Genomic DNA, 22,234 nt, shown 5'->3' with positions numbered 1-22,234 from the left:
TTTACAATCTAGGGTCTGTCATTTGGCAGACCTCTTTTTCACGATGAGTCGCATGAAATTTTTGTAACGATTCATACTCAGTCAGGTTCCACACCTCTCTAAAGAGAATCCAGTCGATCAGACAATAAAGGCACATCGCTTGATAATCCCACGCAGAGAATTTTCCAAGAGAAACCATTTCCTCTAACACTTCAAGAGATTGAATAATTCTCTCTTTTTGTAATTTGAAGATGAGCTTCGATTCATCAAAGGGAACATCAGACCATTTCAACTGTAAAATAATAACCAGAGAGTCACTAAGAGCATCAATTATTGATAGAGTATTTTCTTTTTCGCTCTCATTCTTTGTTATAGCTAGCTTTTGTTGCAAATAATTAAAGATCACTCGTGATTCATAGAGAACAGTCTCACCGTCTTCAAGAATAGGTACTTTTTTAATAGGCCCAAGATCTGCCAATAATTTTCGATCCTTCTCATCCATAAGGTTCACCTTGTGAAATTGATAGCTCTGTCCCTCCAAAAGAAGGCGCAATCGTCTCACATAGGGTGAAGTTGTCGATCCGTAAATTTTCATTAAAAGCTCCTTATTTAATGGAAATTCTAGTCCTTTTTTCAAAGAGTTACCAGTTCCAAAAAAGTAAATAAAATTCCCACCTTATGGCTTTCTCATTGTCTCGATCCAAGAGTTTTGCTAATGATAACGCTATGAAAAAAGAGAAGAAATCTGAGTTACTATTGCCTGTTGGAAATATCGACATGGCCAGAGCTGCCATCCACAATGGAGCAGATGCCATCTATCTTGGAATGCCAGGATTCAACGCTCGTGGACGAACAGTTGACCATAGTATTAATGATCTAAAAGAGATCGTCGACCTGTGCCACCTCTACGGAGTGAAAGTTCATCTCGCTTTCAATATTCTCATTTTTCAAAACGAATTAGAAAAGGCGAAGGAAACTCTTTTAAAAGTTCTGCCTCTTGGAATTGATGCCTTTATTGTTCAAGACCTTGGTCTCGTTCAACTAATTAAGGCCATTTCCCCCCAACAAGTAATTCACGCATCGACTCAAATGACCGTAACAAATAGTGAGGCCATTGAATTACTTCATGACCTAGATATCAAACGCTTTGTGCTTGGTCGTGAAAACTCTCTTAAAGAGATAAAGGAAATTCGTGGCAAGACTCAAAAAGAACTAGAAGTTTTTGTTCACGGTGCCCTCTGTGTTGCTTACTCTGGTCAATGCTTTACTTCGGAAAGTATTGGTGGACGTTCGGCCAATAGAGGCCAATGTGCTCAGAGTTGTCGCTTTGAATACGAAATGATTGTCGATGGAAAGAAGAAAGATCTCATTGATAAGAATTATCTTGTTTCACCACAGGATCTCTGTGGAATAAATGAGCTTCCAGAGCTCATTGAAATGGGTGTAGAGTCATTCAAAGTTGAAGGGCGATTAAAGTCGCCAAGCTTTGTGGCAACAGCGGCAAAGTCGTATAAAGAAGTAATTAATGACCAATACAATCCTGAATCGCTAAAGAAGAGTATTGAAGAAATGGCCATTTCCTACTCGAGAGGATTCTTCAGTGGTTGGCTGCATGGGGTCGATCATCAGCAATTAGTAGATGGAAGCTACGGCAGTAATAGAGGGTTGAAATTAGGTCAGGTTTTAAATAAAACGAGAAATACACTCATCATTGGTTCTCAAAGGAATATCCTAAAAGGCGAAGGTCTTCTTTTTACTGCCTTTGAAAATGGAAAAAAAAGAGAACTTGGAGCGAAGGTTTTTGACGTAAAAATTCTCAATCAATCTAAGTATGAGCTAAGTTTTTCAAAAGATTTTGACTTAAGAAAAATCCAAGTAAACGATACCGTCTATCTAACCTCTTCGCCTCAACTAGAAAAAGAAACTGTAAAGAGCTTTGAATCAAGAGATTTTTGGAAGAGAATTCCACTTTCAATTGAATTTTTGGCAGAAGTTTCAAAGAAAGCGAGTTTAACAATCCAAGACGACCTAGGGAACACAATCACAGTCCTTAGTGAATCTCCTCTTGAAGAAGCTAAATCAGAAATTGATCTCAATAAGTCAAAAAAAACCCTTAGTGCCCTTTCTCAAAGTGCCTATGAGTTGAAAGAAATTGAAATCATAACAAACAAGACACAACCTTTCTTAAACAACAAAGAGCTCAAAGTGTTGCGAAGAAAGGCCATAGAACAGTTAAATCAGAAGAGAATCGATCGCCAGATCACTTTCTATCAAGATTATGAGATTGCACGAAATAGAGAGATAAAAAGTTATGAAAAGAATCTCTCCAAACTCAATATTCTTGTTAGAGAACCTCTTCAAGCAGAGAAATTAATTGAATTTTTAGCAACCACAGACAAAGAGACAAGACAGATCGATTCCATCATACTCGATTATGAATTTTCAAAATTTCTTAGTGGTACAATAGAGCTTTTCAAAGAGAAGCTTTCAAACTCTGATATAAAATGCGCTATTGCAACAACAAGAATTTTAAAACCAAAAGAGTACCATCACCTCAATCATATTCTCAGACTTAATCCAGACTTTGTTCTTGTGAGAAATTTAGGTGCTATTTCCTACTTGAAAAAGAATAATCCAGAGTTACCTCTAAGAGGAGACTTTAGCTTAAATGTCGCCAATGCTCTAAGTGCCAATTACCTTCTTTCAAAAGGACTCGAATCACTCTCTGTCAGTTATGATCTCAATGAGGCCCAGCTTCTATCGATGCTAAAAGAAGGCCCTGCAGAAAATTTAGAATTAACTATTCACCAATATATGCCAAGTTTTCATATGGAACACTGTGTATTTGCCGCTTTTTTAAGTAATGGCTCTAGCTTTAGAGATTGTGGAAAGCCATGTGAAAAGCACAAAATGGAATTAAAAGATCAATTTGGAAATTCACATTATATTAAAGTTGATCAAGAGTGCCGTAACACAATGTTCAATGCTACTTCACAGTCTGCTTCAGGACTTTTAAATACAGTCCTTCCCTACGGATTACACCAATTTAGAATTGAAGCTCTTCATGAATCAGGTGAAGAATTAATTAAAAAAATCGAAAGCTATATCGATTTTTTTGAAGATCGTATTGAAGAGAGAGAATTAATGAGTTCAATCAACAGTATGGAAAAATATGGACTTTCAACAGGTCAATTATTAAAGAACGATAGCTATAGAGACAAGAAAAAGGGTATGAATAAATATGAATAAAGCCTACCTCTTCTTGGCCTACGGTGCAATTTTTGCTCTTAGCCTTCTCGACAATGGTCGAGGACCAGCTTACCCTTCAATTCTTAAAGACTTTCATCTTGAAACCTCTAAAGGGGCCCTCATTTTTTCATTGGCCAGCTTTTCTGGACTCATTCTCAATTTCACGAGTCGTTATTGGCTAGGATTTCTTGGTCCAATTAAGGCAACGAGATACTCATTGGCCCTACTAGGTATGAGTGGAATTCTCTATTGGTATAGTGGGCAGTCACATCAATTCCCTCTTCTCATTCTCGCCTCTGTTCTTTTGGGAGTAGGCCTTGCCATTTGTACAATTACAATGAATATCCTTGTTGCCAGTGGAAGTAATGAGAAGAATAGAAGAAAGCTTTTTGCCGGACTTCATTCTGTCTATGGAGCAACTTCTTTTGCAGCTCCTTTCATTCTAACTTTTTTTATTAGTAACTCTCTCACATGGAAAGAATACTTTCTTGTCGTTAGTCTCGCCGCTTTTGTGGTTTTATTTATCAGCTTCTTTTTGAATGGATTGAAAAAGATTAAGATCAATAAGTCTCCATTAAAAAAGTCTGTCCCTCTTAGCGAAAGGTTTTTCTTTGGAGTCATGCTAGCAAGTTATGTGAGTGCAGAAATTCTTATTTCATCAAGACTTCCCTATGTTTTAGAGAAAGCTTACCAATTCACACCAAACCAAGCGGCCTTTTCGATAAGCTGTTTCTTTGCTTTTTTAGGTCTGGGGAGACTTTCTTTTAGTTTTATCAATCTGCGCTACAGCAGTGGCTCTATATTAGTTTTTTCTCTGATAACGAGTCTGACATCTTTTCTTCTTGGTTTCTTAATCTCACCGTATTTCTACGTTCTCATAGGTCTTTTTCAGAGTTACTTTTTTCCAGTGGCCATGAATTACATAAGTGAAATTTATCAAGATAGAAGTGAATACATGACAACAGCAGTCATGACCTTCATTGGTGTGGGACTTAGTTTTACTCACTACATCTTTGGAATTAGTAACGAGATCCTCGGAACAAAAATATCTTTTGTTCTCGTCTTTTTTCTCTTTACCCTATCCTTGAGCTTACTTCTTAAAATTAATCGTCAACTAGCTCGAGTTTCTTCAAAATCGTCTGAGTCTTTGTAATCAGGGTCTTGATAAATGGGAAAAGGTGTAGGATTTTCTACATATTTCTCTAAATGATCAAGGCACTTATTCCAAATTAACTCATGCTTGTCGCGAGAGCTTTCACTTTCAAACATCCCATGATGGATGCGAATCATCGAACGTGCTCTAGCAAGATCTCGAAATTCGATATCGACAATAGTGTTTTCAACAACACCAGAATTCCAAGTAAATTTTAATTTGGTATGAGCGGGATTAAATTCTAAAAACTCTCCATAATGAACAAAAGAGTTTCCAATATCTGTCACCATTTCAATTCGGTACTTCCCTCTTATTTTTAGATCGACCTCTGCTTGAGCTGTCCAATAATCTTCCTCATAAAACCAGTGTTCAATTTTTCTAGGATCAACGAAGTCCAAAAAGAGCTTATGATGGTCAGTTCTAAACGTTCTTTCTATTGTTAAGACGTGCCCCATAATTGCCTCCCCTAAGGATTTTATTTATTTTACCCAAAAATCTATACAGAATGTTGGTGATTTGTTTCTTTTAATTAACATTAGAAAATAAAAGTTGTATAAATGGCCTATGAAGAATCTACTATTTATCCATGGCGGACCAGGTCTTAATTCACATGCAGATGAGAGAATGATCGAATCGAAGTTTCGATCTAACGATCTTAGAATCACTTTTTGGAATGAGCCCTCTGAAATAAGAGATGAAGTCAAGGAAGTTTCATTCGACATCGCCATCGAAAGTCTAGTTAAGGAGTTTCAACAATTTCAAAATCCTCCAGTTCTTATTGCCCACTCTTTTGGTGCTCAATATGCACTGGCACTCATTAAGAAATTGGGTCTTAAAAACCAAAAAGTCATCTACATCTGTCCCGACCTAGAACCGTTAAATACAGACTTAAATATTATTAAGCTCGCAAAAGATCATTTTGAGCGAGAAGACAAAGATAAGTATGATCAATTACAACAACTAACTCAAAGTTTTACTAGAAGTTTTGATGAAATAAGAATTCAAGCACTAGGAATAGTTGGAACTTACCAAGAGCTCTTTCTCAACTATTGGGTAAATAAAGATGTTATGGCCGCTTACTATTCTTTTCTCACTGATGAGTATAGTTTTAATATCAATTCCTACTTGGCCATCAGGGCCTCAGCTCCCCTAGAGCTCATAGAAAATTTTGATGAGAAGAACTCTCTTGTTCTCTATTCGATACACGACCCCATCATTAACCTAAACCGTAATCTAGATTTCAAACTTATCAAAGAGTCAGGTCACTATCCTCACATAGAAGCTCCAGATCAAATAATTGAAATCACTAAAATTTTTCTTTCATAAATAAAAACTATTAAAAATAAGTACAAAGGGCTCCGATATTATTTAAATCCTAATAATATCCAAAAAAAGAGGGCCCTCCATGCGTTCACCAAATTACATTATGGATAAGAGTGAAGAGTATTCTCGACTTGAGAAACAAAGTCTTATCGACGGTTATTGCTACAAAGAAGAACTTAGAAACTTTTCTCTAAGAAACAAGAAAAAGATTTTAGATGCAGGCTGTGGTACAGGAATGGTCTCACGCTATTTAGAATCAACTCTACCCAACTCAGAAATTCATGCCTGCGACTTTTCCGAGCTCAGATTGAAGCAAGCTCAAAATACAGATCCAAATTCTAGGATTAACTACTTCCATAGTGATCTATTAAAAATAGATCAACCCGACCATTCTTATGATTTTATTTTTTGCCGCTTTGTTTATGAATACCTCAGTCACCCTGTTGAGGTAACAGAAGAGTTTAGACGAGTCCTAAATCCAAATGGTCAGATTTGCCTTGTCGATACTGATGGCTGCTTTATCAACCTTTGGAGTGAAAATGCTGAACTTCAATCTTATATTGAAACACTCAGAAGAAATCTGACAGTCGATCTCTTTGCTGGAAGAAAATTATCAATTTACTTAAAAAAAGCAGGATTTAAAAATATTAAATGGACCATGACATCTCACACCTTCCAAGGGATTCAGCGACAACTAGAACTTGAAAATAATATTCAAAGACTTCATCTCGCAAAAGAAGAATTAACATCAGCACTTGGTTCCCATGAAGACTATGAACGTTTTTGCAAACTCTATATTGAGGAACAAAAGAAGGATGAGTCCACTCTCTTTCTTAATAAATTTATTGCTTCAGCAACTTTCTAAAAAATAGACACACAAAAGAGGTTTCAATGCTAGATTTTCATATCGTTGTTCTCGATTGCCCATACGACACACTACACGACCCCCGAACACGTGATATTTTAAACGATACGGTTCAACTTAAAGTTGATGGCTTTAAAACGGGCTATCAATATGGTGTACTCCCTGTCGATACCGCTGATTTCATCGCTACTCATATTTTAATGTGTTTTAAATACGGTGAAAGATATCTCCCTGTCGCCGGTTTTAAATCAATCACACCGCAAAGAAGTGAGTTCCACCGAATTCAATTTCCATTGCTTTCGCTTTTAAATTCATCAAAAGCAAATGTGCACTCTCAAATCATTGTGAATGAATTAGAGCAAGCAGATAAAAAAGGATTACAAGCTCGCTGGGACTCATCCTACACAATCCTTCCCTCACTAAGAAAAGACAGAGCAATAACAGAGCATTTAAAGGAGCTTTTTATTTGTTCTCACGTTAATTTTCATAAAGAATTCAAAAGCGATATCGTCTACTCTTCAGGAGTTGTAAAATACAAGACCGACCAATTCTTCTCTTCCTGGGGATATGAGAGAATCCAGAACAAAGGAGAAGATCTCCCTCTCATTAGTCAGTACTCTCTTTTTGAAGAACAAGTACGCTTAATGCGACTATCAAGACTTGATCATCCTTACGCTCTTGAAATGGCCGAAAAATTTAAAGACATATGGGATAATAAGACTGTGATATCAAGTAAGAAAGAATTGAAATTACTCAAGCGCGCAGCTTAAAAATTTAGCTGATAGCGAGTTTTATCGTGACCCTTGTGAACAGAACTTACAATAAAGCCATCGAGTTCTTTTTGATCAATATAACGAGGTAGTCCACGCAAGACACCACTTTTAATAAGCTCTGTCTCGTAAGTACCAACTTTTAAACGAGACAGGGCATCTTGCGCCTCTTGAGTTGGCCTTTCTGAAATAATGGTATAGCGACTATTCATTTCCTCTATTTCATAGCGAAAATTTAAATCATAGGAAGTAGAGTTCTCATAAATAACAGCTTCGATAATCTCTTTAGCACAAGAGAACTCTGAAAGCTTTTTAGCAAAGAGACTCCCTTTATTATCTTCAAATGAAGCGAATCCAATATTAATGAATTCATCTTCTTTCATTTTTTGTGTCTTGAGGTAATTGGTCATCTCAACAAGACAATTAATACTGATACTTTCATCGCCCGTGAGGAACATCTCTCGCGAAAGCCCTAGTCTTTTTAAAAGAAATTCCGATTGAGCGAGATAGTGATCATCGAGATATTTTAAAACATTTGAAGAAGTTCTGATTTTTGAAAAGCTTCCCTCTTTATACTTGCTTGGAATATGGAAGCGCTTTCCTTGTCTTTGATATTTCAGCCACTCTAAATCGACTTCTCCAGAGAGGAGTAGGTCAATAGAAATTCCAAGTTCACTACAGAACTGAGTAAGATTTAAAAGTGGGATCTCGCTATTGTTGGCACGCTTTGAACTCAGCTCATATTGAGACATCTTCAAGTAATGGCCAAAATCTTCATTAGACCATTCGAGGTATTCGCCTAAACGATCTACCTCGAACCAAATTTTGCGATTAAATTCATCTATATTCATGAATGAGCAATATGAGCGACAAAGCTCCCCTCTAGTCCATTAGAATCGAGAAGGTCGATATTCAACGGACGTAAAAGCTGTGCAAAAAACTGCTGCTTGTATTGGAAGTACTTGTTCGCTAGTTCTTGATTAACTCTAAAACCATTCAAGTGCTTCTTTCCAATGTACTTAAAGTGAATACGGTCTTCATTTTCATCTGTTGGAACCAAATTAAAGTCTCCATTTAAATAACGGCAGTATTTATCAGGGAACCTAATTTGGTCAAATGGATTCGACTTTAATGTAGAAATTTGCTTCTTTAACTTCTCAAGAGAGGTCGAAGAGGCAATCATCTCAGTAGAAACTTCGACGTGCTGATTAATCATCTCTTCGATAAGATCTTGGACAAAATAGAATGATAACTGGTGATCTAGATTGATAAAGTAATCTTCATCAATTTTGAATCGCTTCTTAGAAAAAGACTTCCAATCCTTTTCTCCTAGATTATTCTTTAAGGCATCAATGAGAGGAAGAAAGTCTCTTACTTTCATTCCTGCATTATTGGCATACCTTGCTGAGAGCTGAAACTTTCCGATACGACGATTTGAAGTCACTTGCGTGTATCCAAATTGCTCAATGTATCCCGTTCCGATTGTCTCCATTGAAATTCCGCAAATTTCACAGAACCTCATCCAGTGGTATGAACTTAAAATCAAGTCCCCACTTTCAACCTTACTAACAGTCCCCTGAGAGATTTTAAGCATCTCTGAGATATCTGTTTGAGTCAGGTTGTTCATTTTTCTTGCACAGCGAATGACGCCGGCAGCTTTTTTGGCAGCTTCCCTTTCCTCTTGAATCATTTGCTTCTCCTGTTCGTAACTCCGATACTCCTCAAGTAAATTTATTCGCTTTCAAATAAATTTTCAAGACTGATTCCTTTCCCCTGAATTCAAAATCAATATTTCTTAATATAGCTGCAACGAATTAGGTTTAAAAGAGTTAGATTGTTAACGAATATTAACAATTCGGATAGGAATTATTATTAGAAGCTAAGAAAGACTACAACCTTAAGAAATCTATAATTTCTGGGGCACCGGTATAGAAGGGCAAAGATATCCAACTTAACGCACGTGCAAATTCAAGATCATTGAGCTCATTGACATTTCTAAGTGCCACTTCCCCATGGGCCGAGGCAAACATGGCATTAAATAATCTCTCCAATTCCATCTCATCAACATAGACATAGACAGCATTGGGAACAAAACCAAGAGTAAACTTACAAAGTCCCTTAAAAATCATTCGAACTTTAATCATTTCACAAATTGCATAACCGCCAATGGTTACACCAACCATCGAGCCATGAATGAACATATTCTTTCTTTGATACATTTTCTCAGTCTTATCAAGGTAGGCCTCATCCTCAGGAAAAAGCTGGCGATGCCTGGCCACGAGATTTTTAAACCCCATAAAAATACTCAAGTCAGAATATTCCGTCACTTCATCAATATCGCTTAAAACATCTTCAGTAACTTCTTTAACGATCTCTCTATTTTTCTTGAAGGCCTCATTGATATCATTGTTTGTAATGTCCTCGCCCTTATCTTCAATAAAAGCAATGACTGGACTTTTTTTCAGTAGCTGATTGTACTTCTTAATGACACCTTCTCTAAAACTTTTGAACTTAAAGTGAAGATGCTTTCTAAAGAGAGCTCTCTCGAAATCTTTTAAAGCGACAATTTTTTCTCTGAGCTCTTCATTCGTTAAATCTTTTTCAAAGTATTCTAAAGCAACTTTTTTAAAGTACTGATTAAGTCTAGAAATAGATTCATCAATTTCTCTATCAGAGAGTTCTTCTAAATCTCCAAGTTTAGAGAACAGATGAGTTGGATGTAACTTCATGTATCGAGGAAGAAAATATTGATCTTTTTTGCGATCAATAAACCAATCGATATGCAATTGATGAGAGTCACCTTCAAATGAGGTTTCAGCAAGAGAGAGAAGAATACGCATTTCTCTATATTGCTCTTTATAGGTGTCCATTTTATCAAAGAGCTTATCTTTACAGAAGGCCTCAGTGTCTTTAATAGCTTTTAACTTTAATGCCTCTTCATTCCCCTCATAGCAATCAATGTAATGACTAATAAAGACATCACTTGATCTCAACGACAATTGTAATAGGCCGGTGAAGCGATTGATAAAATCAGCTTCACTGGCCCATACACTTGGGGGGAGTAAGAAAATGATTAAACTTAAAATACTAAATACTTTCATTATTAACTTTTGTTGAATTTAAAATATGACTAAATTGTAAGCAAGCTTTGTGCCAGAGCTAATCATCTGAAATTAGGAATACCTTTTTAAAAATACTGTCTAAATTTAAGACAGATGTTCTAAATTAGCTGAGTGTAATTTCCTTTTGCTAATTTTATGGCGATGGCCAAAAGAATGATTCCAAAGACCTTTCTAAGAACTAGTGTTCCAGAATGCCCTAGAATGCGTGAGATCTTTCCAGAGGACTTTAAAACGAGATAAACCACAATAAGATTGATAACAACCCCTACCAGGATATTAACTTTCTCATACTCAGCTCTTAAAGAGATGAGTGTCGTCATCGTTCCCGCTCCCGCAAGAAGGGGAAAGGCCAGAGGAACAATTGTTGAGTTACCAGACGATTGCTCAGGATCGGGTTTAAAAATTTCGATATTCAAAACCATCTCAAGACCTAAAAGGAACATAATTAATGCCCCCGCAACAGCAAAGGACTCAACATCCACACCAAAGAGTTTTAAAATAGAAGTACCAATAAAGAGAAAAAGAAACATCAGTAAACCTGCAACGATTGTCGCTTTTCCTGACTCGATATGACCTTCCCTTCTTCTAAGTTCAACGATAATTGGAATGGCCCCTAAGATATCGATGACCGAAAAAAGAATCAGTGTCACTGAGAAAATTTCTTTAACGCTTACTGTACTAAACATGGGTTGCCCCTTACTTTCTAAAACTTAATTAACAAGAGCAAAATAACTTAATTCCGCCTCCCGTCCAACTAAATTTTAAGCATATAGCTTTCTTTTCTTACTTAAATCTAAAGTTAGGCTCTCCTAACAATCTAGTTTAAGCATGATTAACTTTTAGACACTAATCATCTGTTTTTACACAATATCTTAAATTTATTAACGCAAGTGTCTAAAAACTTGCCTGCCTTAACTTTGGCCCTCTGATTGCATAGAATTAATTAGGAAATGATCACTCAAGCGAAACAACTAGATCATCTAAAAACAACAGGAGAGACTAATGAAAAAATCAGCACTTGCCCTACTTATCGCCCTTACAGCTTCAACATCATTCGCTGCCACTCAAGGCACTCTGACACTAAGAGGTGTCGTTCAGGAACTTCTTTCAATTGATGTTCAAGCAGAAAGTGTTGCAACTCAACTGGACCTTACTCAGTCACAAACTGATCTAAAGGTCGCTACAGTTAATGAAGTATCAAACTCTAAGACGGGATATAAAGTACGTGTAGAATCTCAAAACTCTGGGAAACTTAACCACGAAGACGGCAGTGGAGTTGGTTCAGTAACATATACGATGAAATATGGAACAAATACTGTTGATCTATCTTCAGGATCTGATTTCTCAACAACAACTGCTGGAAATTATGACGAAGATAAAGATGTAACGATCTCTTATACTGGTCAAGCTCAAACAGCTCTTGTTGCTGGTGAATACTCTGACACTGTCTACTTCACAATCTCAGCAAACTAATTAAAGTCTTTTAAATTTTATACCGAAAAGCCGACTAATGAAGTCGGTTTTTTTTATATCCCTATTCATGATTGCCCTCACCTCACTTGCCTCAACGAGCGGTAACCTCTATTTGAGGGCCCAAGTGCAAGGAACTCTTGAAGCGAAGGCCCAATATCTCAAAAGAAAAAATACCATCTTTATCTCTACTGAGAATAATATGAGACAAAAATTCAAAGTCTCTCTTCACTCCCATTCAAAGAAATGGAAACTTCAAAAAATTAATCAAAATAATTATCAGATTGTTCTAAAAAGCAAAGAAAAGAGCTTTAAAAGATCACTTACTCTTAATATAATGAATAACTAAGGAGTGAAGATAACTCCTTCTTTCTTATTCTTAAGTAACCACGGAAGGTTCGCGTTGAAATATTTTTTTCTCTTTATTGCTCTTATTGTCTCTTTTACGACCCATGCTTTTAAACTCTCGCCGATGACACTCTCACTAAAAAAAGAAAGTGATTTCAAAAATGTCGTCTATGTAGAAAATGAGTCCAGTGAAGTGATTGCCGTAGAAGTCACAATGGCCAAAAGAGAAATGGATAAATTTGGAAAAGAAAAGCACCCTTTGGCAAGTTCACTTTTTAAAGTTTACCCTAGCCAACTTTTTTTGAAGCCAAAAGAAAAAAGGAGCCTTCGACTTCAGTGGCTAGGAGATAAAGAAATCAAAGATGAACAATCTTTTCGATTGATCGCTGAACAATTACCAATCAATGTGAATGCAAAGAAAAAGCAAGGAATTAAACTACTACTGCGCTATATTGCTGCTGTCTATGTTTCACCTTCTAGCGAGAAAAGAGATCTTGCTATCAAAGTTAAAGAACAGAAAGGTAAAAAACTAACACTTGAAATTTCAAATAAAGGTAATGTCCATCAAGTACTCCATGACCTTAAAGCAATTTTCACTTTGAATTCAAAGAAGAAAGTAACACTTGAAAAACTTCAACTACCTAACTTTGCAGGTGAAAATATTCTACAAGGAAAAACAAGAATTTTTACAGTTGAATTGCCATCAAGTGAACGTGTTAAAAAGGTCGACTTAGATTTTGAACAATAAAATAATCTTCTCTCTTTTACTTTTATCAAACAATGCCTATCCCATCGAGGATATGAGTAAGCTTTATCAACAAGTCTTTGGGAAGAAAGTTAAAGAAGAAGTTCTTGAGATTCCCCTTTTCTATCAAGGGCAGTATCGAGGAGAAGTTAAAGCAAATGTACTTCTCGAAAGACTCAACCATATCGACACAAAAGATCTTTTATATATTTTAAAGCAATTGGTAAAAGAAGATATTCTCAATCAAGTTCAGGCCATCGACAACATTAAAACAGACCAACTTAAAAACCTCGGAGTAAAAGTTGTCTATCTCGCTGATGAACTCAAACTCATTCTAACAATTGATCCAAAAATTAAGCGAATTGAGGACTGGAGTTTAGATCTTGGTGCTCCTTCTTGGTCTAAGAGTTCTAAGTACCCAGATCGCCACTCATTTCATATGAACTATCTCATTCAAAGTGAGATTGTTTCAAAGAGCACAAGTGAAAGTCAGACGAGACTTAATCTCTATCCAGCATACAGTTTTAAAGACTATACCCTAGAGAGTGAACATTATTATGAAAGTAATGATTCAAAACTAAAGAGGGCCAACACTCGTCTTCTCTGGCACTCTTCTAAAAGACAACAAAGAGCAGAGTTAGGAGACATTAATTTTGAGACTGTTGAAAAACAAAGTTATCGAAATCTTTTTGGAATCTCCTGGACTAAAGACTTTGCACTAAATCCTTATATAAAAACAACCCCAACTTATAAGCATAAGTTCTATCTCGAAGAAAGATCACAAGTTAAAATTTATGTAAATTCTCGACTTGTAAAAGTCGCGTATTTTCAAGCAGGAGAGCACACTCTAACTGGTGTACCTCTTGAAAGTGGTCTCAATAATATTCTCGTTGTGGCAAAAGATGATTCTGGAATTGAAAAAACCTTTCAATTTTCAAAATTTAGTTCCACTGATCTCATCGAAAAAGGTGTTAATCGTTTTAGCTATGCTATTGGAATTAAATCTGATCAAGAATCAGAAAATAAGAAATATATCACAGAAGATGGTCCAACCTTCTCTCTCTACTATGAAAGGGGTATGACAAAAGAGCTTACATCAAAATTTTATTCTCAAGGTGACAAATTTCAAGGAATCCTCGGAACAAATCAGACCTATGCAACTAAGTGGGGACTACTCTCTTTAGGTCTCGCAACTAGTAAAACTTTTGATACTGATCGAAATGGTGCCTATGGTATTTTTAGATATGAAGTGAATCTTTCGCAAATTGATCTTTTGAAAAACCTCTTTTTCTTTACAAGTTTAGATTATACGACCAAAGACTTCACCACTCTTGGAAACTTAAATCAAAGAAATAATCTTTCATCGACTTTTACAACATCTGTTAACACAAGTATTTTTAGTAACTCATCAATTGGAGCAACACTTCAATTTTCAAAAGCAAGATACGATGAGCTTAATGATCGATATGGAATAACGGGATCACTTTCAACGAGAATATCCAGAAGAGTTAATGCCAATATTTATGCTTCAAAACAAAAAGATGAATACTCTAATTGGAATGAAACACTCTACGCATTTGTAACAATAAATTTCTCTGAAAAAAATCAGTACGTCACAACTTATTATGATAGTACTTCTCAAACAAAGCGTGCAACGTGGTCCAAGACAACGTCAAAGCAAGTTAACTCTCTCAGCTCAAATGTTTCTGTCACGAAGCAAAATGAAATGACAACGGGGGAAGGCTCTCTGAAGTACCACTCTCCTCTAGCAAATATTTCACTTTCTCATCGCTATGATAAAAACGAAACGGGTCAGGATTCTAAAAAAACAACGATCAAACTTGAAGGATCAGTTCTTGCGGTCGGTAGCAAAGTTCGCTTAGGGCAACCTGTTCGCGGAAGTTTTGCCATTATTAACCCCAACAAATACCTCAAAGGGCAAAAAATTGGTGTTAGAACAACATCGGGATACAACGAAGGTGAAAACTCCCTTACTGATGATATCGTCCTTACAAACTTAGCACCTTTTCACTACAAGCTTCTAAGTTTTGATACATCACAGTTAGAGGAAGGTTATAATATTGGTAAAGAGAACTTAGCTATTTACCCAAAATACAAAACTGGTCACTATCTTAAAATTGGTGCACCAGGAAGTGTAGTTCTCAAAGGGATGATGAGTTTAAAAGGCCAAGCACTAACTTTAAAGACTGGAAGTATAACAAATATTAAAACAGAAGAAGTTCATCTCTTTTTTATTGGAAGAAGAGGTGAATTTCTTGTGGAAGGAATGACTGCTGGAGATTATGAAATACAGCTCAACAATATAAAACATAAGAAGTTTCGCTTTAAAATTACAGCGCAAGAGCAAGGACTCAAGGATATTGGCCTTGTTAACATTGAATAATCAATCGAGATTTATATGAAGATTATCCTAACATCAATTTTAATCCTATTTACCAATTGGTCTCTTGCCTGTGATGCAAATTTAACAATTCAAGATCTATCATTTGACTGGTCTTCAAGAGGTCAAGTGATTAATACTTCTTTTACTGTCGATGGAACTTCAGATTTTAGCTGCTACTTTAGAAGCTTTCTCGTGACCTTTTCTAAAGGAAATGCAAACTCCTACAATCGTAAGCTCACTCACGCCTTTGGGGAAACTGTCGATTACAATTTCTACAAAGATAGTAGTGCTACACAAGTTCTAAAGGATGCCCAAGATATACAAACAACTAACGATACCATCGTTAGCTCTCACTCCTTTTGGCCAAGAACACTGAATTACTATTCAAAATTAAGTCCTCCGACAAATGGCTCAGCTCCTCTTGTCAGAGGTGGACTCTATAATGATTCTGTTCAAGTTTCAGTTTATACTCAGAGAAATAATAATCGCTATGAACTTTCCGCCAGAAATTCAATTTCGGTCTCAACATTCGTTCCAAAAGTCGTCGACATCTCTCTTGTCGATCAAGGTGCGCCATTTAACATTAATGACACGGAACAGACTCTAGATTTTGGGGAGTTAGAGAAAAATGAAGAACTATCTTTCGATCTTAGAGTCCGCTCAAATGCCGGCTACATGATCTTCTTTGACTCTATTAATAGTGGAGTCATGAAGAATGAAGTCAATGGAGATGAAATTAGCTACGATTTAAAAATAGATGGCAAAAAGAAGAAATTACCTACGAGTAAGGCCCTAGCAGAAAGTAATGGGGTCACTCCGGAAGAAGGAAATGCTCATACTGTCAGTGTAAAAATCGGAAATGTTAATAATAAACAATCAGGTCTCTACACCGACTACATTACGATTACGGCAATGACTATCGAGTAGCGTTTTCCACACAACTTCCTAGAGCTCTTTTTGTTAGTATATCAAAATGGTATTTCTTCAACGAAGAATTAGGATTTCCATTACTACACATCAGAGACTCTCTATCACAAACTGATGTACTCGAAGCAAGAGAGTTATGGTACTCGTCATCAAGTCCGAACATATGCCCTAATTCATGCGCAATTGTTCGTGGACTCCAGTAAAAAAACCAACCGGCATAATAAGGCCCACGACCATGCCATCTCTTATTCGTTACAAGCTTTGGACGAAAATAGGCTTCGCTTCTTTCTACATATTCAACTTGAAATTCATAATTTGGATAGTGAGGCCTAACTGCATCATTCCACATATCAAGGGCCATGGAAATTTGCTCTCGATAATAGTCTTTTTGCCAGTCTTCTAATTTATCAAATGAACGAAGGTGAAGCTTTACTGAGAAAATCGTCTTGCCATCTTTCATTAGAACATCATAGTGATATGAGCCACTAAAGCTATCCATATAACGAATGCTTCCTTTAATTTCTTTTTCTTTGAATGTTGGAATCTCTTTTTGAAACTCACAGATGTGGGAGTTTCTTCTTGTATTAAGTTCGATCGCGCGGTTTTCACATTCGAGAGTCGTTCCACAACCACTAGCAAATGATGAGTTAATAGTGAGGGCCAAAATAGACATAAGGATTAGATTTTTCATAAGAATCATTAATCACTATCAATTTAAGAATTGAACAATCAGTGACTAAACAAAGTAAAATTATCCTTCACAACTCCTGAGAGCATGTATTTTTTATACGTTCACAAAATTTGCTGTCAAAGCCGTGTCGCGTAAATTAAGTTTAGCTTAACCAACAATGATCTACTAAAAGGTTTCTATGCTTAAATTTCTCCTTCTTGCCTCGGTCACAATATTTGCAAACGACAAATCCATTTGTGGACAAGAGGACAATCGTATTCCATCTCGTCTTGAAAGAGTTGGCCGCATGGTTGAAAGTCTAACGAGTTATTCGCCTTGTACGGCAACACTTATTGGAAAGAATTGTTTAGTCTCTGCTGGTCACTGTAAAATGACTGACAACTGGTTAACAGAGTTCAATACACCTGAGTCTCATCCTGTGACAGGAAGACTTATTCATTCTAAAAAAGAAGATATCTATGAGCTAGATAAAATCTATGGTCATGAGGACAATGGTCCAGGAAATGACTGGCTCGTTTACTCTGTAAAGAACAATAAATTAACGATGAAAGCTCCTGGTGATCTTTATGGCTTTTATAACATTGCTAAGAGGGCTCCAAAGGCCGGTGATCAAATACAAATCGCTGGATATGGGCGTGACTATGATGAAAAAGAAAAAGAGAGAAACTTTGCTCAGCAAGTCTCTTTTGGGCCAATTCTAAATTTCGTTTCTAATCAAACTAAAATCATCCACAGAGCTGATACTCTTGGTGGTAATTCAGGTTCATCTATTGTTGATGTGATTAGCCAAAAGATTATTGGTATCCACTCTCATGGTGGCTGCTGGGGTGATCTAAACGGAAATAAGGGCACATCCATTTATGGAAATGTTCTCTTTCAAAATGCAATTAAAGCGTGTCTAGACGCAAATAAAAAGGGCGAGTAAATCGCCCTTTCTTAATTATTATTTCTCTTTTCAATTCTTCTATATCGATCTGCCCATGAAACAAGAGCATAGGGCTGCTTTGATTGAATCCAAACTCTCCCCTTTCCTTTGAAGCGAGCAATGAAACCCTCTCCTGAAAAGAAAAAAGACTTATAACCACCAAATGACTTCACCTCATAATCGAGTCCAGAAGTGAAGGCAACGATATGGCCAGTATCTACAAAGTACTCATCCTCTATATCAACTTCTATGATGGCACCATAACTATTAAACCAAACATCTCCCTGGCCGCTACACTTCATAATAAATAGCCCTTCACCAGAGAAGAACCCTTTGGCAAAACCTTGAAACTTGCTATCAATATTTACATTTGATCCCGAAGCGACAAATGAGGACGAAGTAAGAAAGAGATCACCTTGAGTTACATCATAATGAGAAATATCACCGGAGGGCCCAGGAGAAAGCATGATCTCACCATCAGCACCTTCGCTCGTAAACTCATTTATAAAAACTGACTCATTAGAAAGAAATCTTCCCAGACCACCTTTCAATTTTGTCTTCATTGAAATGTGGCTATCCATACTGGACATTGAAGAAGCTTCAACCTTGAGTTTTTCACCGGCAGGAATTGTTATCTTAACAGAACTAAAATCAGGTTTTGCTAGTATATCAAATTTATAATTCATCATTACCTCTTTTTCGGTCTTAAATAGGGAGTTAAAGAATGCCCAAAGCTCGATGGGTTATGGGATTGACACCAAATTTTTCCCTTCCCTTGAAAGCGACAAACAAAACCTTCTCCACCCATAAAACTATGTAGCCAACTAGATCCTGCTTTTGAAATTTTAAAATTCAAAGTCTCTTCAAATGCTACGATATGCCCAGAGTCGACAATATATTCATCTTCAACATCAACACAATAGATTGATCCAAAAGAGTTTAAAACGGCATTTCCACTACCGCTAAGTTTAAGCCAAAAAAGTCCTTCTCCCGAGAGAAGAGTTTTAAACCCCTGCCAACCTGTATCGAGATCTATATTTTTTGAGCAGGCCATAAACGAAGAACTCTGAACGACAAGTCCGACCCCATTTAATTGAACCTCACACATATCTCCAGGAAGATGAGAAGAAATCCAAAGCTCGCTGTTTTCTTTTGTTGAATCATAGTGGTTTAAAAAGAAAGACTCGCCTGCAAAGGCCCTCTTTAAACTTTTTAAAAGAGAACCCTTTCCCTTCTTATGAGTTGTCGTCTCAACTGTCAGCCCAGATGACATCGAAATCATTGATCCAGCTTCTGTCGTACACTCTTCTCCAGTGTTGAGAGTGATCTTAGCAGCTGTATTACTTGGTCTATATTGAATATCTACTTTCAAAATATGCTCCTAATTCCAAAACCTAGGATTTAACCAACTGGCAAGTCCTTCAATACTTCGAGTTTGTAATTTGACAGTCCCTTTTCCTTCGAGACGAAGGACAAATCCTTCTCCACCAAAGAAGCTAGAAAAAACTCCACCAGGTAACATAATCTTTAACTTTATTGTCGACGGATAAGATAGAAGGTGTCCTGTATCAACGATATATTCACCATCTATTTCTTTTTCAATGACAGCACCATAGGCGCCATACCAACAAGTTCCACTACCCGAAATGCGAATTCTAAAGAGACCTTCACCCGCAATCCACGAAGAGAATCCGGCCCATCTCAAAGAAAATTTGATTCCAGAAGTACTTGCTAAATATGAACCTGGCTGAATGAATAATTCTTCATTATCAAGGACGACTTCTCTAATATCTCCAGGCGTAGCTTGAGTGAGAACGACTTCCTTTTCAACTTTTGATTTATTTTGAAAAGTGTTAATAAAAAGCGACTCCTTTCCAAGAAACTTCATAATAAGTCCCTGTAAAAAACCACCATTTAAACGACTTCTAAGTTCAATGTCTTTGTCCATACTGGCCATTGCACCAGACTCAGTTGTGAGTTTTTCTCCCTTAGCTAATTTAATTCTAAGAAATGAAAATGAACTTCCACCTTCTTTTTGAACATTCATTAATTTACCTTCTCTAGCATTTGTATAAATTTATCATATGGATAATCTGACTTTACTTCCCAATACGCAGACGGACTCTTTTTTATTGTCTCAATCCTTTCATCCGTATCTGGGTGAGTATTTAAAAAGCTCAGGGCCTTCTCTCCCTCTTTTAAGCTGAGAGAATGCTCTTCTTTCATCTTTGTGAACATATCAACTAAGCCTTGCGGACTAATTTGTGACTTCTCTAAATACTCTAGAGCAATCCTATCGGCTTCTCTTTCAAAATCCCTAGAGAAACTTTGTCTAAGAAGAAAACTTCCCTGGTCAAGTACTGCGGCGATAAAGCCACTCATATCACCAATGAGAACATCAAAAACAGCAAAGGCACCCACAGCGCTAAAGATATTTTTAATCACATGACGCTCACTCATGTGAGCAAATTCATGAGCTGCGACGCCTTGAACTTCTTCAATAGTTGTGCTTCTTTTTAAAAGACCTTCATTAAAAACAATAATCCCACCTGGCATGGTAAAGGCATTTAACTTCGAACTCTTAGAAATATAAATTTTAGGTTCACGGTAATTCTTTGGAAGATTTTCAATCAACGGGCCTAAAATATAATGAAGTTCATCCAAAACCTCTTTATCAGAGATCAGAAGATCATCCTTTTGCGTATATTCAAACAATGCTTCTCCAAGCATCTTTTCATACTTATAAGGGATTGTTTTTGAAAGACCATTTATAAGAGGGTTTTTTAACAGAAAAAGTGTACCTGCAATGAAAGTAAGAATAACAACAGCTAAAGAGAGTTGCATTCCAAGATGATTTGAATATGTAAGAAGGGACTTATTGAATTCTTCCCGATTAGAGAATTTGCATTCCTTTAAAAGCTTTATCAGCCTTTTACTTCTTCTAATGTAGAAAAGAGGTGATTCACTATCAGTATAATAAAAATAGACAAGAGAGTTATTAGCTCCACTCAACCTAATTTTAAGTGACTGAAATGAAATATTTTGATCTTGAAATTGTAACGACTCACTTTCAAATGAGACATCCTCACTTCCAAGAAATTTATTTTCAGATTCATGATATTTGATTGCATTGAAATTATTCATGCCCCCTATTATAGCGAGAGGGCATGAACTAAACAATCATGTTAAGGAACTAATTTAAAGAAAAGAAAAAGAGTTCTTTGCTTGGAAGAGAAATTATTATCACTCACGAGAATAATTGTACGAGAGCCATCTTTTAACTTTGGGCCCCACGCAATCCCTTCAATATTATCAAGCTTCGTTGGAATTGTTTCTAAATCTAAAAGGAGAGATTTCTTAAGAGGTACCACTTTACTTTTCTTTAGTGACTCTACCATCTTTATATTTTTCTTAGCATCAAGCTCACTTAAATAAAGTCGAATCACATTTTTATAATTGTTTTTTAAAAAGGCCCTTTCTACTACGATTACTTGATTTTTTTCATAATACAAAAGATCAACAACCCCATTATTTCCCTTTGCTTCTGGAAATTTCCAAGGGTTTGGCAATTGAGAAGCAAGATAAGGATATTCGGCCACAGGCTTTGAGCGATTGTATTCGACGATGCGAACAATTCCATCTTCTTTATCTAATAGCTCTCCATCTTGGACAAGAGGCTCTTCATTGATTGTAAAAACTCGGCTTTGATCATCGGATGCAGCGAGGGACTCAAGACTTAGATTAAAACGAACTCCACGGTTTCGAAGTCCTCTTTTTGGGGGAAGAAATTTAACTGGGACAGTCCACGTCTTAACAAATTCTCCATTTAACTTGTACTCACTTAAAGCTGGATCAATCTTTTTTTCAAATCGATGATCCCCTTCAGAAGAGATAAGAAGGTTTCCATTGCCAAGTAAAGTAATCCCTTCAAAATCAATACTTCCCTTTTCATAGCTTTTTCCATCTTGGGCCTTAAGTTCAATCCATTTTTTGGGAGTTACGAATAAAGAACGATCCTTCTCTTTTATTTCTAGAGAAAAGTAGCGAGCAACACCATGATCGGCACGATCATCACTTATGGCATACCATGTAGATTCATCGGCCTTTACGATTCCTGAAATTCCTCCAAATTTTAATCCATTCAATATCTTTGATGAATCAAATGATTGCTCACCGATAAATTGAAGTTTTGGTACTGAATAAGAACTTAAAGAGGATATAAGTGAAATGAGGACAATAATAGATTTCAAAACAAGATCTCCC

At 36.5% G+C, this 22,234-nt stretch carries 23 protein-coding genes; 11 read left to right on the top strand and 12 right to left on the bottom strand.

What is annotated here, in order from left to right; genetic code table 11:
- Position 1: 1 nt before the first annotated feature.
- Positions 2-574 (bottom strand): glutathione S-transferase family protein, encoded by a 573-nt coding sequence (locus HBN50_RS02050; RefSeq protein ID WP_273867511.1) that lies wholly within the window; start codon positions 572-574, stop codon positions 2-4.
- Between the two features lie 131 nt (positions 575-705).
- Here HBN50_RS02050 and HBN50_RS02045 point away from each other — a divergent pair, with 131 nt between their 5' ends.
- Together HBN50_RS02045 and HBN50_RS02040 are read left to right on the top strand one after the other, a co-directional pair.
- Positions 706-3,228, top strand: coding sequence for a U32 family peptidase (locus tag HBN50_RS02045; RefSeq protein WP_273867510.1), 2,523 nt, complete (start codon positions 706-708; stop codon positions 3,226-3,228).
- Positions 3,221-4,381: an MFS transporter gene (locus HBN50_RS02040; RefSeq protein ID WP_273867509.1), complete on the top strand. Its 1,161-nt coding sequence runs from the start codon at positions 3,221-3,223 to the stop codon at positions 4,379-4,381. The genes HBN50_RS02045 and HBN50_RS02040 overlap by 8 nt, the downstream gene beginning before the upstream one ends.
- On the opposite strand, the gene HBN50_RS02035 is transcribed toward HBN50_RS02040, so the two are convergent.
- On the bottom strand, positions 4,339-4,836 hold the full coding sequence (locus tag HBN50_RS02035) for an SRPBCC family protein (protein WP_273867507.1): 498 nt from the start codon (positions 4,834-4,836) through the stop codon (positions 4,339-4,341). The genes HBN50_RS02040 and HBN50_RS02035 overlap by 43 nt on opposite strands.
- A 109-nt stretch (positions 4,837-4,945) precedes the next feature.
- Between HBN50_RS02035 and HBN50_RS02030 the strand changes: the two genes are divergently transcribed.
- The 3 genes from HBN50_RS02030 (at position 4,946) to HBN50_RS02020 (ending at position 7,339) form a co-directional block, all read left to right on the top strand.
- On the top strand, positions 4,946-5,707 hold the full coding sequence (locus tag HBN50_RS02030; RefSeq protein ID WP_273867505.1) for an alpha/beta fold hydrolase: 762 nt from the start codon (positions 4,946-4,948) through the stop codon (positions 5,705-5,707).
- Between the two features lie 79 nt (positions 5,708-5,786).
- Entirely contained in the window at positions 5,787-6,569 is a 783-nt protein-coding gene (locus tag HBN50_RS02025) for a class I SAM-dependent methyltransferase (RefSeq protein WP_273867503.1), read from the top strand.
- Positions 6,570-6,595: 26 nt separating this feature from the next.
- Entirely contained in the window at positions 6,596-7,339 is a 744-nt protein-coding gene (locus HBN50_RS02020; protein ID WP_273867502.1) for a hypothetical protein, read from the top strand.
- On the opposite strand, the gene HBN50_RS02015 is transcribed toward HBN50_RS02020, so the two are convergent.
- The 4 genes from HBN50_RS02015 to HBN50_RS02000 all read right to left on the bottom strand — a co-directional run bounded on the left by HBN50_RS02015 (position 7,336) and on the right by HBN50_RS02000 (position 11,147).
- Complete coding sequence (locus HBN50_RS02015; protein WP_273867499.1) at positions 7,336-8,190, bottom strand: hypothetical protein; 855 nt, start codon at positions 8,188-8,190, stop codon at positions 7,336-7,338. The two genes, HBN50_RS02020 and HBN50_RS02015, sit on opposite strands and share 4 nt — an antisense overlap.
- Positions 8,187-9,029: a helix-turn-helix domain-containing protein gene (locus HBN50_RS02010; protein WP_273867497.1), complete on the bottom strand. Its 843-nt coding sequence runs from the start codon at positions 9,027-9,029 to the stop codon at positions 8,187-8,189. Before HBN50_RS02010 ends, HBN50_RS02015 begins: the two co-directional genes overlap by 4 nt.
- Before the next feature lie 199 nt (positions 9,030-9,228).
- The gene (locus HBN50_RS02005; RefSeq protein ID WP_273867495.1) at positions 9,229-10,440 is read right to left on the bottom strand and encodes a hypothetical protein; all 1,212 of its coding nucleotides are present in this window, start codon (positions 10,438-10,440) and stop codon (positions 9,229-9,231) included.
- Between the two features lie 119 nt (positions 10,441-10,559).
- Positions 10,560-11,147 carry a MarC family protein gene (locus HBN50_RS02000; RefSeq protein WP_273867493.1) on the bottom strand — a complete coding sequence of 196 codons (588 nt, stop codon included), beginning with the start codon at positions 11,145-11,147 and terminating at the stop codon, positions 10,560-10,562.
- Between the two features lie 316 nt (positions 11,148-11,463).
- On the opposite strand from HBN50_RS02000, the gene HBN50_RS01995 reads away from it, so the two are divergent.
- The 5 genes from HBN50_RS01995 to HBN50_RS01975 are packed head-to-tail and all read left to right on the top strand — an operon-like array spanning position 11,464 to position 16,355.
- Complete coding sequence (locus tag HBN50_RS01995; protein ID WP_273867491.1) at positions 11,464-11,934, top strand: fimbrial protein; 471 nt, start codon at positions 11,464-11,466, stop codon at positions 11,932-11,934.
- 37 nt (positions 11,935-11,971) lie between these two features.
- Positions 11,972-12,280, top strand: a complete 309-nt coding sequence (locus HBN50_RS01990; protein WP_273867488.1) for a hypothetical protein — start codon at positions 11,972-11,974, stop codon at positions 12,278-12,280.
- Positions 12,281-12,334: 54 nt separating this feature from the next.
- On the top strand, positions 12,335-13,027 hold the full coding sequence (locus HBN50_RS01985; RefSeq protein ID WP_273867486.1) for a fimbria/pilus periplasmic chaperone: 693 nt from the start codon (positions 12,335-12,337) through the stop codon (positions 13,025-13,027).
- Positions 13,017-15,428, top strand: coding sequence for a hypothetical protein (locus HBN50_RS01980; protein ID WP_273867484.1), 2,412 nt, complete (start codon positions 13,017-13,019; stop codon positions 15,426-15,428). The genes HBN50_RS01985 and HBN50_RS01980 overlap by 11 nt, the downstream gene beginning before the upstream one ends.
- A gap of 15 nt (positions 15,429-15,443) precedes the next feature.
- Positions 15,444-16,355 (top strand): spore coat protein U domain-containing protein, encoded by a 912-nt coding sequence (locus HBN50_RS01975; protein ID WP_273867483.1) that lies wholly within the window; start codon positions 15,444-15,446, stop codon positions 16,353-16,355.
- Here the strand turns inward: HBN50_RS01975 and HBN50_RS01970 are convergent.
- Positions 16,345-17,046, bottom strand: a complete 702-nt coding sequence (locus HBN50_RS01970) for a hypothetical protein (protein WP_273867481.1) — start codon at positions 17,044-17,046, stop codon at positions 16,345-16,347. The two genes, HBN50_RS01975 and HBN50_RS01970, sit on opposite strands and share 11 nt — an antisense overlap.
- Before the next feature lie 178 nt (positions 17,047-17,224).
- Here HBN50_RS01970 and HBN50_RS01965 point away from each other — a divergent pair, with 178 nt between their 5' ends.
- Positions 17,225-17,971 carry a trypsin-like serine peptidase gene (locus tag HBN50_RS01965; protein ID WP_273867480.1) on the top strand — a complete coding sequence of 249 codons (747 nt, stop codon included), beginning with the start codon at positions 17,225-17,227 and terminating at the stop codon, positions 17,969-17,971.
- A gap of 11 nt (positions 17,972-17,982) precedes the next feature.
- Here the strand turns inward: HBN50_RS01965 and HBN50_RS01960 are convergent, their stop codons facing one another.
- Genes HBN50_RS01960 through HBN50_RS01940 form a run of 5 tightly spaced genes read right to left on the bottom strand, consistent with a single transcriptional unit; the run spans position 17,983 to position 22,221 of the window.
- Positions 17,983-18,660: a TIGR00266 family protein gene (locus tag HBN50_RS01960; protein ID WP_273867479.1), complete on the bottom strand. Its 678-nt coding sequence runs from the start codon at positions 18,658-18,660 to the stop codon at positions 17,983-17,985.
- The gene (locus HBN50_RS01955) at positions 18,660-19,343 is read right to left on the bottom strand and encodes a TIGR00266 family protein (protein WP_273867478.1); all 684 of its coding nucleotides are present in this window, start codon (positions 19,341-19,343) and stop codon (positions 18,660-18,662) included. The genes HBN50_RS01960 and HBN50_RS01955 overlap by 1 nt, the downstream gene beginning before the upstream one ends.
- Positions 19,344-19,352: 9 nt before the next feature.
- A complete protein-coding gene (locus HBN50_RS01950; RefSeq protein ID WP_273867477.1) occupies positions 19,353-20,018 on the bottom strand; it encodes a TIGR00266 family protein in 666 nt (221 codons plus the stop codon).
- Entirely contained in the window at positions 20,018-21,115 is a 1,098-nt protein-coding gene (locus tag HBN50_RS01945; protein WP_273867476.1) for a M48 family metallopeptidase, read from the bottom strand. Before HBN50_RS01945 ends, HBN50_RS01950 begins: the two co-directional genes overlap by 1 nt.
- Before the next feature lie 41 nt (positions 21,116-21,156).
- Positions 21,157-22,221, bottom strand: coding sequence for an esterase-like activity of phytase family protein (locus tag HBN50_RS01940; RefSeq protein ID WP_273867475.1), 1,065 nt, complete (start codon positions 22,219-22,221; stop codon positions 21,157-21,159).
- Positions 22,222-22,234 lie beyond the last annotated feature (13 nt).

It is taken from the genome of Halobacteriovorax sp. GB3 (assembly GCF_028649655.1).
Lineage (GTDB): Bacteria > Bdellovibrionota > Bacteriovoracia > Bacteriovoracales > Bacteriovoracaceae > BSW11-IV.
This window is presented reverse-complemented; position numbering and strand designations above follow the sequence as displayed.

What these genes read in the sequence shown, in the direction of transcription:
- HBN50_RS02050 (WP_273867511.1), bottom strand. Translation starts at nt 574, where the DNA reads ATGAAAATTTACGGATCGACAACTTCACCCTATGTGAGACGATTGCGC.
- HBN50_RS02045 (WP_273867510.1), top strand. Translation starts at nt 706, where the DNA reads ATGAAAAAAGAGAAGAAATCTGAGTTACTATTGCCTGTTGGAAATATC.
- HBN50_RS02040 (WP_273867509.1), top strand. Translation starts at nt 3,221, where the DNA reads ATGAATAAAGCCTACCTCTTCTTGGCCTACGGTGCAATTTTTGCTCTT.
- HBN50_RS02035 (WP_273867507.1), bottom strand. Translation starts at nt 4,836, where the DNA reads ATGGGGCACGTCTTAACAATAGAAAGAACGTTTAGAACTGACCATCAT.
- HBN50_RS02030 (WP_273867505.1), top strand. Translation starts at nt 4,946, where the DNA reads ATGAAGAATCTACTATTTATCCATGGCGGACCAGGTCTTAATTCACAT.
- HBN50_RS02025 (WP_273867503.1), top strand. Translation starts at nt 5,787, where the DNA reads ATGCGTTCACCAAATTACATTATGGATAAGAGTGAAGAGTATTCTCGA.
- HBN50_RS02020 (WP_273867502.1), top strand. Translation starts at nt 6,596, where the DNA reads ATGCTAGATTTTCATATCGTTGTTCTCGATTGCCCATACGACACACTA.
- HBN50_RS02015 (WP_273867499.1), bottom strand. Translation starts at nt 8,190, where the DNA reads ATGAATATAGATGAATTTAATCGCAAAATTTGGTTCGAGGTAGATCGT.
- HBN50_RS02010 (WP_273867497.1), bottom strand. Translation starts at nt 9,029, where the DNA reads ATGATTCAAGAGGAAAGGGAAGCTGCCAAAAAAGCTGCCGGCGTCATT.
- HBN50_RS02005 (WP_273867495.1), bottom strand. Translation starts at nt 10,440, where the DNA reads ATGAAAGTATTTAGTATTTTAAGTTTAATCATTTTCTTACTCCCCCCA.
- HBN50_RS02000 (WP_273867493.1), bottom strand. Translation starts at nt 11,147, where the DNA reads ATGTTTAGTACAGTAAGCGTTAAAGAAATTTTCTCAGTGACACTGATT.
- HBN50_RS01995 (WP_273867491.1), top strand. Translation starts at nt 11,464, where the DNA reads ATGAAAAAATCAGCACTTGCCCTACTTATCGCCCTTACAGCTTCAACA.
- HBN50_RS01990 (WP_273867488.1), top strand. Translation starts at nt 11,972, where the DNA reads ATGAAGTCGGTTTTTTTTATATCCCTATTCATGATTGCCCTCACCTCA.
- HBN50_RS01975 (WP_273867483.1), top strand. Translation starts at nt 15,444, where the DNA reads ATGAAGATTATCCTAACATCAATTTTAATCCTATTTACCAATTGGTCT.
- HBN50_RS01970 (WP_273867481.1), bottom strand. Translation starts at nt 17,046, where the DNA reads ATGAAAAATCTAATCCTTATGTCTATTTTGGCCCTCACTATTAACTCA.
- HBN50_RS01965 (WP_273867480.1), top strand. Translation starts at nt 17,225, where the DNA reads ATGCTTAAATTTCTCCTTCTTGCCTCGGTCACAATATTTGCAAACGAC.
- HBN50_RS01960 (WP_273867479.1), bottom strand. Translation starts at nt 18,660, where the DNA reads ATGATGAATTATAAATTTGATATACTAGCAAAACCTGATTTTAGTTCT.
- HBN50_RS01950 (WP_273867477.1), bottom strand. Translation starts at nt 20,018, where the DNA reads ATGAATGTTCAAAAAGAAGGTGGAAGTTCATTTTCATTTCTTAGAATT.
- HBN50_RS01945 (WP_273867476.1), bottom strand. Translation starts at nt 21,115, where the DNA reads ATGAATAATTTCAATGCAATCAAATATCATGAATCTGAAAATAAATTT.